General features: G+C 55.2%; 11 protein-coding genes and 3 pseudogenes. 8 read left to right on the top strand and 6 right to left on the bottom strand.

From position 1 onward, the window contains the following. The first annotated feature begins 57 nt into the window (after window positions 1-57). Window positions 58-1,422 carry a formimidoylglutamate deiminase gene (locus RHM65_RS04125; RefSeq protein ID WP_322167196.1) on the top strand — a complete coding sequence of 455 codons (1,365 nt, stop codon included), beginning with the start codon at window positions 58-60 and terminating at the stop codon, window positions 1,420-1,422. A gap of 132 nt (window positions 1,423-1,554) precedes the next feature. Here RHM65_RS04125 and RHM65_RS04120 read toward each other — a convergent pair whose 3' ends face one another. Further along, on the bottom strand, window positions 1,555-2,124 hold the full coding sequence (locus RHM65_RS04120; protein ID WP_322167197.1) for a lipocalin family protein: 570 nt from the start codon (window positions 2,122-2,124) through the stop codon (window positions 1,555-1,557). 18 nt (window positions 2,125-2,142) lie between these two features. Next, entirely contained in the window at window positions 2,143-2,397 is a 255-nt protein-coding gene (gene bamE, locus RHM65_RS04115; protein WP_322167198.1) for an outer membrane protein assembly factor BamE domain-containing protein, read from the bottom strand. 303 nt (window positions 2,398-2,700) lie between these two features. Here bamE and RHM65_RS04110 point away from each other — a divergent pair, with 303 nt between their 5' ends. The 3 genes from RHM65_RS04110 to RHM65_RS04100 are packed head-to-tail and all read left to right on the top strand — an operon-like array spanning window position 2,701 to window position 4,948. Then, window positions 2,701-3,861, top strand: coding sequence for a DUF2515 family protein (locus RHM65_RS04110; protein ID WP_322167199.1), 1,161 nt, complete (start codon window positions 2,701-2,703; stop codon window positions 3,859-3,861). Further along, entirely contained in the window at window positions 3,858-4,448 is a 591-nt protein-coding gene (locus RHM65_RS04105) for a hypothetical protein (RefSeq protein ID WP_322167200.1), read from the top strand. The genes RHM65_RS04110 and RHM65_RS04105 overlap by 4 nt, the downstream gene beginning before the upstream one ends. Next, complete coding sequence (locus RHM65_RS04100) at window positions 4,445-4,948, top strand: hypothetical protein (protein WP_322184303.1); 504 nt, start codon at window positions 4,445-4,447, stop codon at window positions 4,946-4,948. Before RHM65_RS04105 ends, RHM65_RS04100 begins: the two co-directional genes overlap by 4 nt. 149 nt (window positions 4,949-5,097) lie before the next feature. On the opposite strand, the pseudogene RHM65_RS04095 reads toward RHM65_RS04100, so the two are convergent. Next, window positions 5,098-6,090 (bottom strand): annotated as a pseudogene (locus tag RHM65_RS04095) (IS5 family transposase). A 362-nt stretch (window positions 6,091-6,452) separates the two neighbouring features. Between RHM65_RS04095 and tssD the strand changes: the two are divergent. Continuing rightward, window positions 6,453-6,854, top strand: a pseudogene (gene tssD / locus RHM65_RS04090) (type VI secretion system tube protein TssD); the annotation flags it as partial. Further along, complete coding sequence (locus RHM65_RS04085; protein WP_322184299.1) at window positions 6,851-7,330, top strand: hypothetical protein; 480 nt, start codon at window positions 6,851-6,853, stop codon at window positions 7,328-7,330. The pseudogene tssD and the gene RHM65_RS04085, both read left to right, overlap by 4 nt. 35 nt (window positions 7,331-7,365) lie before the next feature. On the opposite strand, the pseudogene RHM65_RS04080 reads toward RHM65_RS04085, so the two are convergent. The 3 genes and pseudogenes from RHM65_RS04080 to RHM65_RS04070 all read right to left on the bottom strand — a co-directional run. Beyond that, window positions 7,366-7,503, bottom strand: a pseudogene (locus tag RHM65_RS04080) (DUF924 domain-containing protein); the annotation flags it as partial. Between the two features lie 3 nt (window positions 7,504-7,506). Beyond that, window positions 7,507-8,517, bottom strand: coding sequence for a class 1 fructose-bisphosphatase (locus RHM65_RS04075; protein WP_322167206.1), 1,011 nt, complete (start codon window positions 8,515-8,517; stop codon window positions 7,507-7,509). A 237-nt stretch (window positions 8,518-8,754) separates the two neighbouring features. Then, window positions 8,755-11,208: a glycogen/starch/alpha-glucan phosphorylase gene (locus tag RHM65_RS04070; RefSeq protein WP_322167207.1), complete on the bottom strand. Its 2,454-nt coding sequence runs from the start codon at window positions 11,206-11,208 to the stop codon at window positions 8,755-8,757. A gap of 237 nt (window positions 11,209-11,445) precedes the next feature. On the opposite strand from RHM65_RS04070, the gene pip reads away from it, so the two are divergent. After that, the gene (gene pip, locus RHM65_RS04065; protein ID WP_322167208.1) at window positions 11,446-12,417 is read left to right on the top strand and encodes a prolyl aminopeptidase; all 972 of its coding nucleotides are present in this window, start codon (window positions 11,446-11,448) and stop codon (window positions 12,415-12,417) included. A gap of 9 nt (window positions 12,418-12,426) precedes the next feature. Continuing rightward, window positions 12,427-12,864, top strand: coding sequence for a D-aminoacyl-tRNA deacylase (dtd, locus tag RHM65_RS04060; protein WP_322167209.1), 438 nt, complete (start codon window positions 12,427-12,429; stop codon window positions 12,862-12,864). Window positions 12,865-12,944 lie beyond the last annotated feature (80 nt).

Raw genomic sequence — 12,944 nt, 5'->3', positions numbered from 1 at the left:
CCGAGCAGACAAACGTCTGTATATGTATATACAAATTACACGATGGGGTGCAGGTCCATGTCCGTCTTCTTTGCCGAGCGCGCATTATTGCCCACCGGTTGGGCCAACAATGTTCGTCTCGATGTCAGCGCCGACGGGGTGCTAACCCGCGTCCAAGTCGATACCGATGCCCAGGGTGCCGAGATCCTCAACGGTGCGCTGGTGCCAGGAATGCCCAACCTGCATTCCCACGCGTTCCAGCGTGCGATGGCCGGTTTGGCCGAAGTGGCGGGCAACCCCAATGACAGTTTCTGGACGTGGCGAGAGTTGATGTACCGCTTGGTGGGGCAGATCAATCCAGAGCAGCTTGGGGTCATCGCTCGACAGTTGTACATCGAGCTGCTCAAAGGCGGTTTCACCTCAGTCGCTGAATTTCATTACGTACACCAAGACACCACCGGCAAGCCTTACGCAAACCCTGCTGAACTGGCCCTGCACATCAGCCAGGCCGCGAGTTCGGCCGGTATCGGCCTGACGTTGCTGCCGGTGTTGTACAGCCACTCTGGTTTTGGCGGTCAGGCGCCAAATGAAGGTCAGCGCAGATTTATCCACACCACTGACAGTTACCTCGACTTACAAGCGCGTCTACGGCCGATGCTTGCCCAGCAGCCCGCTCAATCATTGGGTCTGTGCTTTCACTCGTTGCGCGCGGTAACGCCGCGTCAAATCAGCGATGTACTGGCCGCAAGCGACCCACACTGCCCGGTGCATATTCATATCGCCGAGCAGCAGAAGGAAGTGGATGACTGCCTGAGCTGGAGCGGTCGGCGTCCGCTGCAATGGTTGTACGAAAACGCCTCGGTTGATCAGCGCTGGTGCCTGGTTCATGCCACCCACGCCAACCCGGAAGAAGTGGCGCTGATGGCTGATAGCGGCGCGATTGCCGGCTTGTGCCTGACCACTGAAGCCAACTTGGGGGACGGTATTTTTCCGGCGGTGGACTACATCGCCCAGGGCGGCCGTTGGGGGATTGGCTCGGACAGTCATGTGTCATTGAGCGTGGTCGAAGAGCTGCGCTGGCTGGAATATGGTCAGCGTTTGCGTGATCAACGACGTAATCGTTTGTACCGCAGTGATCAACCGATGGTTGGACGCACGTTGTTCGATGCGGCACTCAGCGGTGGCGCGCAAGCAATGGGGCAGGCGATTGGTTCGCTGAACGTCGGGCAGCGTGCAGATTGGCTGGTGCTGGACGGTAACGATCCCTACCTGTCGACGGCCGCCGGTGATGCGATTCTTAACCGCTGGTTGTTTGCGGGCAGTGACCGGCAGATTCGCGACGTCATGGTCAACGGGCGTTGGGTGATCCGCAACGGTCGGCATGCTGATGAAGAGCACAGTAATCGTGCGTTTGCTCAGGTGCTGCGGGAATTGTTGGGTTAGCTTGCGCCGAGCCCAAATCTCTGTAATTGCGAATTCCCTGTGGGACCGAATTATTCGGGAAGGCGACAACTCGGTTCATCAATTAAACCGCGTCCGCCGCTTCCCGAATGAATTCGGTCCACAGAGTGAGGTCTAGAGCCGGTCCGGTTTGATGATCATCGAATCATCCACCCGCCAGATCAGCTTGGTTGTGTCGTAACCCTGTTGCCTTGCTCTGGCCAACAAATCTTCTTTTGTCGCGTCGGACACTTTCGATGTCCGCGACAAGATCCACAGGTATTTGCGATCCGGGTTCCCCACTAACGCAGTCTTGTAGCCGTCGTCGAGGTACAGCACCCAATAATCGCCCTTGGCCAAACCCGGGAACAGCCGCGAGAACCCGTTATCGAAGACGACCCACAGCTTGTCGGTTTTGCCCGCTACCTGCGGCGATGCCGTGCCTGTCGCTTGCTCCCACGTGCCGTCGAGTTTCCGGCAACGATTGGTTACGCCGATATTGCCATCCTCTTTGAGCACGTAAAGCGCCTGCGATTGAGCGCAATTACGCTGAAAGAACATCGGTAACCGTGCCAGCTCGTACCACGTCCCTTGATACCGCTTGAGGTCCACATGATCGACCGTCTTCGGCTCGACCAGCTCGCTCGAAGAATGTGCGCAACCCGCCAGAAACAGACTCGCCATCAACCCAATCCATAAACGCATCACGCTCTCCCTAACGGCTTATTTCAAGCCTTGGCCCGAATAGATCAGCACTTTATCGCCGCCGTACTGGACGCTGATAAAACTCACTTTGTCGCCCCACGTGCAACTGGACATACCCAGCGCACCCGAACATTCGGTCGGGCTACCCAATAAATTCTCGACTTGCGCCTTATCCATGCCTGCCGACAACTTCGAATAATTTTCCTGGGTGACCTTGCTGCAAGCGGCCAACAACACACAAAACGACAACAACGCGACGGTGCGCAAAGACATGAACAGTAGCTCCAACAGATTAGGGGGTGTCGCCACGCAGAAAACGCGGGCTGACAGCACAAGGTTAGAAGAGAAATAAGGAAACTGGTTCCCGGCCGGTAAAAGAGGATGCGTCTTCGCGTGGTCCTGTTCGCGCGCAATGGCCGGGCGGCCTGTAATGGGTATGTGAGTTGTAGGCTTCTTCTCCGGTATTTGTAAGGGTTTACAGCGGCATTTGTAGGACGTCTCTCCATTTTTTTGGCGATATTTTACTTCGGTTTTTTGGCTGGTAGGGTGGCGAAATTCCTGTCCGGAGGCAGCGCCATGACCCAGTGTTTCAAAGACCACATATGCGACAAGCAGCTGTTGAACCACCCCACCAAACCGATCGAAGAGTGCGAGACGCACAGGATCGAGTTGTACGGGGTCATGCAGGACGTCGTTGACGTGCCGTTTTTGACTTGCTCGGGAATCTGGCGAGTCTTCCAGCGCGAAGCCGAAGAAATCGTCGCCCCCGGCGGCGTCCTGATCGCCGACCCCATCGAACGCAACCGCGTGATCAACGCCGCCTATGCCCGGTTGTGGCTGCACGACAACCGCTTTCAGTGGGCCGGCCTTGCAGCCTTTGCCTCCAAGCAAGTCGGTTGCGGGTTGTTGCATGCCGCGAGTATGACTGAGGTTATCCAGGCTGAGCGCGACGCCAGGCAGCGCTTGATCGACTCCAATGCGGCATCGAATCCCGGTTTCCTCGGGGCTCATATTTTCAAAGATACGGATCAGCAGGCGCTGGACGATTACCGAGCCGCCCGTAGAAATAATCCTGTTCCCTTAAGCGACGCAGGTTTGGGCGCGGAACCCTCATCCTTGATGCAGCAACAGTTCCAGCACGTCTACGAAATGATGGCGCTGGGCAACACCACGTTGTTTCTGGATATCTTCCCGTTGCATGCGTTTTACAAAAAGCGTGGGCTCGAAGAGTTGAGGACCTGTCTTAAAGAGCGGGCGGGTATTTATGGTCATCCGAAGTTTCCGGTGTTGTGGCCGGTGGAGAAGGAGAAGCTCGAGTTTGGTGTACGGTATCCAGAAATCCTGCAGGGCTTCGAGGCGATAGAGGGGGGAGATATAGCCGAGAGCGTGAGGAAGTTAGCTGTACATGAGCAGCTCAATATCCTCCAGCCGACCATCTACAAAGACCCACAACTTAAGCTGCTACTGCGCGGCAACCATGCCTCCTATGTGACCGGTTTTCCATCGGGGGTGGCTCAAGCGATTGAGCTGACCCTGGCGAGCCAATGCCAGCCAATCGAGGATGGACGCACCCTCGAATTCAGCAACAACCCGTTTGCAGACTTATCAGTTTACAAGCAGCGCATAGCCTTCGTATTGCAAGCCGCGGAACGTTTCGATGAGATGCTGGGCGACGAAAATCGTGCATTGCTGGAGCAGTCAATAAAAGATATCGCCGAAGGGGCGGGTGTCCGATGAAGCGGCGATATTGGTTCTGCTTGGCACTGCTAGCGGTATGGGGCGCCGATGTCGCGCGGTCGTTGTACGAACGGGAGATCGCCCTGGTGATAGGTGGAACCTACGAAGACATGCGAAAGCGTTCGTCAGCCCGCTTTACTTCACCTTATCCCGGCGGGGGGATATGGCCGGCCGTACCACATTCCGACGCGCAATTACGATTCACCGACCCGCAATATGGATTTATCACTCCAAAAAGCGCTGAATTTTTAGTTGTATTCAAGGACGACATTGTTCAGAGCCTAACTATACATCCGTATATCGAACCCTTGCTGCTCGATGATGCATTGAAGGTTGTCTTGGATCTTCAGGATCAATGGCGTCGAGGTGGTTGGATGGGTAATAAGCAGCCGCAATTTCCCCCCTTTGCCGATACACCGCAATGGCGTGCTCAGTTGCGCGACAAGGGAGGCACGACTGATTGGTATGCGGGCGACAAGTATCAGGCCATGCTCATAATGCATCGCGTTAAGGACCGCAAACACCCGGAAGAAGAGCGCTATAAAATTATCCTGAGCGTTTCCAAACCTTGGACGCCTTACCCATGACTCGGCGTCGTTGGGCGTTACTTATCGTTGTGGCGCTATTGGCCGCCTATATGTTGCGGTCGTGGTACGAACGGGAGATCGCCCTCGAAATAGGTGGAACCTATGACGAGATGGTTAAGGGTTCGTCAGCGCGCTTTAGTTCACGTTTTCCAGGTGAGGGAACGTGGCCCGGCCGGCCAAAGTCCGACGCGCAGTTACGATTCATCGACCCGCAGTATGGATTTGTCACTCCAAAGAGCTCTGATTTTTACGTTATATTCAAGGGCAACGTTATTGAAAGCCTGACTATATATCCGCACATCGAACCCTTGTTGCTCGATGATGCATTGAAGGTTGTCTTGGAACTTCAGGATCAATGGCGTCGGGGGGGTGGATGGATAAAAAACAAAAAAGATTTCCACCCTTCGCTGACACACCGCAATGGCGTGCCAGGTTGCGCGACGGCCCCAACGGTGGAACAACCTATTGGTATGCCGGTGATAAATATCAAGCCCTGTTAAGCGTGAATCGCTTTAAGGAAGGTCTGAAATAAGACCTTCTTTTTCTGGCAAATCGGGCGTCAAGCGCTCCGAAAGAAAGTACTTCACTGAAATTTCGAAAATATCGGCTTTTATTGATGAATAAGCCGGTTTTAAGCACTTATTAACCCTTAATTTCCATACTGCGGACGCACCTGTCCTATAGGCTCCATCAAATGTCGGCGCGCCATCCACAGATTCGACAGTGCAAACAGTGTCACCAACTGCGCCGTGTTCTTTACCAACCCGCGAAACCGCACCTTGGTGTAACCAAACTGGCGCTTGATCACCCGAAACGGGTGCTCAACCTTGGCCCGAGTTTGCGATTTGGCGTATTCAATCTTGCGCAACGCACGGCCAATGACGCTTTTTTCTCCATGTTTGCGGCGGCTGCTGGGCCTGGCGGAGATCGACCAGATCATCTCGCGCCCCTCATGTTCAAGCCGCTTTTCTACGCCGGTGTAGCCCGCGTCGCCACAGAGATGGGTCTCTTCGCCGTGCAGCAACTGATCGACTTGAGTGACGTCCGCGACATTGGCTGCCGTGCCCACCACGCTGTGCGTCAGACCCGTATCAGCGTCTACTCCGATGTGCGCTTTCATCCCGAAAAAATATTGATTACCTTTCTTGGTCTAATGCATTTCGGGGTCGCGTTTACCCTCTTTATTCTTGGTCGACGTCGGCGCATGAATGATCGTGGCATCAACAATTGTGCCCTGACGAAGCATCAAACCTCGGTCTCCCAGGTAGCCATTAATGACCTCCAGGATTCCCCCGGCAAGATGGTTTTTCTCCAGCAGGCGACGGAAGTTGAGAATCGTGGTTTCGTCGGGAATGCGTTCCAGATTCAACCCCGCGAACTGGCGCAGAATCGTGGTCTCATAAAGAGACTCTTCCATTGCTGGATCGCTATAGCCGAACCAGTTCTGCATCAGGTGCACACGCAACATGGCCATCAAGGGATACGCCGGGCGGCCCCCTTCGCCTTTTGGATAATGCGGCTCGATCAAAGCGATCAACCCCTTCCAGGGGACGACCTTGTCCATCTCGCTCAGGAAAATCTCACGGCGGGTTCGCTTACGTTTACCGGCGTACTCGGCATCGGCGAAAGAAATTTGCTTCATGGGGGGCAACCGCTCGGCTCATGTGATGGGGGACATTTCACCAGATTTGAAAACCTTTTTCAGAGTTTCCTTAAGGACCGCAAACACCCCGAAGAAGAGCGCTACAGAATTTTCCTGAATGTTGGTAAGCCTTGGACGCCTTACCCGTAAGTTGGCGTCGTTGCGTCTGTCTAATCGGTTTCGATGTAATCATTTCGTAAAAGTTATACCTAAACTCACGCTGTTTAAAACACCTATAACAAACCAAGGAGTACCCCCATGTCCATGCCAACCTACTTAACCATTATCGGCGAAAAACAAAAATTGATTACTGGAGGCTGTTCGTCGTTAGAATCAATTGGCAATAACTCCAGCTCGGACGAGAAGATCAAATTTTTGTGGAGTCATTTGATCAACATTTTGGTCGTCCTCAAGGGGCGCAATCCGGCCATCGGGTTCATGGGCCTTTCATCATTACCAAGATGCTCGACAAGTCGACCCCGTTACTGTTCGAAGCGTGGCGCACGGATGAAACACTTAGCCTATGCACATTGGATTGGTATCGAGTTTCACCCGGCGGCTTTCAAGAACACTATTTCACCATGGTATACAAAGACGCCCTCATTACCGATATTCATATTTCAATGCCGCGTTGGCGCGATCCTGCAGTGGCTCATATCACTCCCTTGGAAACTGTTACGTTTACGTATCGGACCATCGCCTCGACTCATGAAACCTGTGGAACGATGGGTTCCGACTACTGGGATGAGGGGGCTTCGGCATGAAGTTGGTGCATCGTCGCACACTCCAAATGGATGAGAAAAAATACGTCCATCCTCCCGCTGAAGCATTGGTGATAGTCAAAAGACTGTTAGCGGGGCATCGGGAAATCGAAGGTCTGGCCGAATTACGGCGCGCGTCGATGGTCTATCAGGATCGTTATGTCTGGGAACAAGTCGAGCGCGGCGAGTGGGTGCTGACCAAGCCTGAGGCGCGCACGTTTGACTGGGGGGATTTCGAGCCGCACGCTCGCCATCAAAGAATGCTGGCAGCCTTAGAGAATCCCCCACCGCAGCCCAAGCCGCTTGTGCTGATATTTCGCGCCATCGATAGCGAAACGGCAGAATGGATTACTAACCGAAAATATATCGGCAGGCTTGATGGTGCAGAGGATTCGCGAAAGATTGACAGCGAGGGAGTTGGTTATATACCGCTGCCCTCGAAGAGGGCCAAAGTTTCCATGTCCCTGGTCGGTAGTTAGCACATCAGAATTTGGACTCACGCTCAGCAAAACAAAACCGCGAAACGCTGATGCGCTTCGCGGTTCTGATTTTTGTTACCAAACCACAGCTCGCCCTTGGCTTTCACAACTTCAAAAGGCGATTCGGCTGAACCGAACCACCATTCAAGCAACGGCTGCCAAGGGGCGACCATGGTTTATTCCTTGTGATATGCCGTAGCGCGCTCGACTTCTTCTTTCGAACCGAGGAATACCGCCACCCGCTGGTGCAGGCCTTCTGGCTGAATGTCGAGGATGCGCTGGTGGCCGTCGGTGGACATGCCGCCGGCTTGCTCCACGATGAACGACATCGGATTAGCTTCGTACATCAAGCGCAATTTGCCAGGTTTCGAAGCATCACGGCTGTCGCGTGGGTACATGAACATGCCGCCACGGGTCAGGATGCGGTGCACGTCGGCAACCATGGCGGCGATCCAGCGCATGTTGTAGTCCTTTTTCAGCGGACCTTCTGCGCCTGCCAGCAATTCTTCCACGTAGCGTTTAACCGGCGCTTCCCAGTGACGCTGGTTGGACATGTTGATGGCGAATTCCTGAGTGGACTCAGGAATCTGCATGTCTTCGTGGGTCAACACGAAGCTCCCCAATTCGCGGTCCAGGGTGAAGCCTTTAACGCCGTCGCCCAGTGTCAGAACCAGCATGGTTTGCGGGCCGTAGATCGCGTAACCGGCCGCGACCTGCTTGGTGCCCGGTTGCAGGAACGCTTGTTCGCTCAGGGTATCGTTCTGGCTCAGGTGGGCGTCTGGGCAACGCAGTACCGAGAAGATGGTGCCGACCGAGACGTTAACGTCGATGTTCGACGAGCCGTCCAGTGGGTCGAATACCAGCAGGTACGCGCCTTTCGGGTATTTGCCTGGGATCTGGTAGGCGTTGTCCATTTCTTCGGACGCCATGCCGGCCAAGTGACCACCCCACTCGTTGGCTTCGAGCAGGATTTCGTTGGAGATTACGTCGAGCTTTTTCTGCACTTCGCCCTGTACGTTTTCAGTGCCCATGCTGCCGAGCACCCCACCCAATGCGCCTTTGGAGACGGCATGGCTGATTTCCTTGCAGGCGCGCGCCACCACTTCGATAAGGAAGCGCAGATCGGCAGGAGTGTTGTTGCTGCGGGTCTGCTCAATCAAATAACGACTCAGGGTAACGCGGGACATGGAGAGCTCCGTAGGTGGGGGATAAAAAGCCCGCGCAGTTTAACGCGAGTGGGCACGTAATACTCCAGTCAGACCGGGATCTGACTCAGAGAGTTCATGTATGGGTTTGAGAGTAGCCTCAAAACGGAGATCAACAGGTGCGCCCGGTCAAGATTTTGCAGGCGGCGAAGGGATTCGTTTTAGATTATTAGATGCGGGCAAGCGCGCTCCTACAAAATAGATAGAAGCGCGTGCAGGTTATTCCTCCAATGCCCTCCAAATATCATTGGAATACTCACGGATAGTCCGGTCCGACGAGAACCAACCCATGCGTGCAGTGTTGAGCACGGCGGAGCTCCACCAGCTTTTCGGGTCATGCCACATCGCTTCGACCTTTGCTTGCGCCTGCCAGTAAGACTCGAAGTCCGCGCAGACCAGGAAGCGGTCATACGCCAACAACTGATCGATCAGGCCGACGTAGCGGTTCGGATCATCGGGTGAGAACACCCCGCCCCGAATCGCTTGCAACACATCATAGAGTCTTGGTGACGCGGCAACGTCCGCCCCGGCGCTGTAGTCGCCGATGCGTTTTCGCGCTTCGACTTGCTGGGAGGTCAGGCCGAAAATGAACATGTGCTCAAGGCCGATTTGTTCGCTCATCTCAACGTTGGCGCCATCCAGCGTGCCGATGGTCAGCGCGCCATTGAGGCCAAACTTCATGTTGCTGGTGCCCGAGGCTTCCAAGCCTGCCGTTGAAATCTGCTCCGACAGGTCGGCGGCGGGAATAATGCTTTCCGCCAAACTGACGTTGTAGTTAGGCATGAACACGACTTTGAGCATGCCGCGCAACGTTGGGTCGTTGTTCACCGTGCGGGCAATATCATTGGTCAACTTGATGATCAGTTTAGCCGTGTGGTAACTGGCTGCCGCCTTGCCGGCGAAGATCTTGACCCGTGGCACCCAGTTTGTCCCTGGCTCTGCCCGCATCGCCTGATACAGCGCGACGGTGTGAAACAGGTTGAGCAGTTGCCGTTTGTATTCGTGAATACGTTTGACCTGAACGTCGAACATCGCTTCGGGGTTAACCACAATCCCCAAGCGCTCGTTAATGATATTCGCCAATGCCTTTTTGCTCTTCAGGCGCTGCTCCATGAACTGTTTGCGGAACGATGCCTTCTCGGCAAACGGCTCCAGCTCAATCAAGCGTGTTTCGGCGTTATCGAGTACATCCGCGCCCAGCGCCTCAACCAGCATCCCCGTGAGCAGCGGGTTGGCCTGATGCAACCAGCGGCGGAAGGTAATGCCGTTGGTTTTGTTGTTGATTCGGTCCGGGTACAACTTGTGCAATTCAGCGAACACGGTTTTGCGCATCAACTGCGTGTGCAGCGCCGAAACACCGTTGATGCTGTGTGAGCCGATGAATGCCAGGTTACCCATCCGAACCCGGCGGCCGTTGTCTTCTTCGATCAACGACACCGCGCGCAGCACGTCGAAATCGTGAATGCCCTTGGCGCGCAGTTGATCGATGTGCAGGGCGTTGATCAGGTAAATGATCTGCATGTGCCGAGGCAGCATCCGCTCCATCAAGCCGACCGACCAGGTTTCCAGCGCCTCGGGAAGCAAGGTGTGGTTGGTGTAGGCCAGGGTTTCAACCGTGATTTTCCAGGCGGCGTCCCATGGGATGCCGTGTGTGTCGATCAGCAAGCGCATCAATTCCGCGACGGCAATCGAAGGGTGCGTATCGTTCATCTGAATCGCGGCGTGATCGGCCAGGCTGTACAGCGTTTCATGCATGTTCAGGTGACGGCGCAGCAAATCCTGGAGCGACGCTGAAACGAAGAAATATTCTTGGCGCAGGCGTAACTCTTGGCCGGCTTCGGTGCTGTCATTGGGGTAAAGCACGCGAGAAATGCTTTCGGCACGGACCACTTCCGCCACGGCGCCAAAGTGGTCGCCGGCGTTGAACCGCTCAAGGTGCAGGTCTTCTACTGCCCGTGCGCGCCACAAACGCAACGTATTGACGCTAGACCCACGCCAGCCAACGACGGGGGTGTCATACGCAACGGCCCGGACGGTTTCACCCGGACGCCAGACTTGCCGTTGTTCACCGGCTTCGTTAGCCACGGTTTCGACGCTACCGCTGAAGCCGATGGGGTAGATCACCTCTGCGCGTTCGAATTCCCAAGGGTTGCCAAAGTCCAGCCAGTTCTCGGTTTGTTCCTGCTGCCAGCCGTCGACGATGGCCTGACGGAACAGCCCGTGCTCATAGCGAATTCCGTAACCGTGGGCGGCAACGCCCAGGGTAGACATGCTTTCCATGAAGCAGGCGGCCAAGCGACCGAGGCCGCCGTTACCCAGTGCGGCGTCGGGTTCCAGCAAGCGAATGCGTTCCAGGTCCACGCCCAGCTCGGCGATGGCCTCGCGGGCGATTTCCAGCAACCCAAGGTTGCTCAAGCTGTCGTAGAGCAAGCGGCCGATCAAGAATTCCAGAGAAAGGTAATAGACCCGTTTCTGCCCTTTGCGGTAAATCTGCCGCGTATGGTCCATCCAGTGCTCGACCATATGGTCGCGAGCGGCCAGGGCGACGGCTTCGAACCAGTCATGTTCAAACGCATGATCGGGGTCTTTGCCCACCGCATAAGTGAGTTTTTCGAGTACAGCGGCGCGGAAGGCAGCCACCTCGGTGTCACGAACAAGCGGTTCCTCTGACATCTATACGACCTCTAACGAGCAGACGAATTAGGAGTGGTGATGTTTTACTCTAGTCCCTTCGACAGGGGTACGACTGTCTGGTTCGCGAGTAATTACGATTGGCAAATTGCTTGCATTGATCGTTCCATCTGACCTTCCGTGGGTGAAGGCCCTTGCTTCTCTAAGGGCATGATCATTATGCGATTCGGGTTTATGATGCCGAACGGTAGATAAACAAAAGCCCCCTTTGGAGCACCTATGCAGACTTTGTACCCGCAGATCAAACCCTACGCCCGGCACGATCTGGCTGTGGAAAAGCCTCATGTGTTGTACGTCGATGAAAGTGGTTCGCCTGAGGGTTTGCCCGTCGTATTTATTCACGGCGGGCCGGGCGCGGGTTGTGATGCCCAGAGTCGTCGTTTTTTTGACCCGAACATGTATCGCATCATCACCTTCGACCAGCGCGGCTGCGGCCGTTCAACGCCCCACGCCAGCCTCGAAAACAACACCACCTGGCATTTGGTGGAAGACCTGGAGCGCATTCGTCAGCACTTGGGCATCGAAAAATGGGTGTTGTTCGGTGGTTCGTGGGGTTCGACCTTGGCGCTGGCCTACGCACAAACCCATCCTGAGCGCGTGCATGCATTGATTCTGCGCGGCATCTTTTTGGCCCGTGCGCAGGAAATCGAATGGTTCTATCAGAAAGGCGCGAGCCGACTGTTCCCGGACTACTGGCAGGACTATCTGGCGCCGATTCCACTGGATGAGCGCGGCGATTTGCTCAGTGCTTTCCATAAGCGCTTGACCGGTGCAGATCAGATCGCGCAAATGCATGCGGCCAAGGCCTGGTCAACGTGGGAAGGGCGCTGCGCGACGATGCGGCCCAATCCGGCAGTGGTCGATCGGTTTTCAGAGCCGCAGCGCGCGCTGTCCATCGCCCGTATCGAATGCCATTACTTCACCAACAATGCATTTCTTGAAGAGAATCAGCTGATTCGCGACATGCCCAAGATCGCTCATTTACCGGGTGTCATCGTACACGGGCGCTATGACGTGATTTGCCCGCTGGATAACGCGTGGGAATTGCACCAAGCCTGGCCAAACAGTGAATTGCAGGTGATTCGTGACGCGGGGCACGCTGCATCGGAACCGTGCATCACGGACGCATTGGTGCGTGCGGCGAACCAGATTGGTCGTCGTCTGCTCGATTTGCCACCCGAAGAGGCGTAAGCGTCAACGATGAAAGGTCTTTTACAGCGCGTGAGTAGTGCCCGGGTCGAAGTGGCGGGCGAAAATGTGGGCGCTATAGATCAGGGATTATTGGTATTAATCGGCGTAGAGCCTCAAGACACCCGATCCAGTGCCGACACGTTACTGCGCAAGCTGCTGAACTACCGCGTGTTCAGCGATGCTAACGGCAAAATGAACCTGTCACTGACTGACGTCGGCGGCGGTTTGCTGTTGGTCTCGCAGTTCACATTGGCCGCTGACACTAAAAGCGGCTTGCGCCCGAGCTTTTCAAAAGCCGCACCGCCCCTGTTGGCAGATGAACTGTTCAGCTATCTATTAGCGCAGGCTAAAGTCATGCATCGTTCGGTCAAAGCGGGCCAATTTGGTGCGGATATGCAGGTACACCTGGTCAATGATGGCCCTGTGACATTTTTGCTTGAGAGCTAAACAGGCGTTTGCCGTGGCACGTCCGGATTTATTAGATGGAAAAGCGATAAATAGTTCATCGGACCTGATGCGTTGTAACG

Origin of the sequence: Pseudomonas sp. CCI4.2 (assembly GCF_034350045.1) — a bacterium.
In the GTDB taxonomy this organism is placed as follows: Bacteria; Pseudomonadota; Gammaproteobacteria; order Pseudomonadales; family Pseudomonadaceae; genus Aquipseudomonas.
Note: the sequence above shows the minus strand (reverse complement) of the source record. Positions and strands in the feature narration are given on the sequence as shown.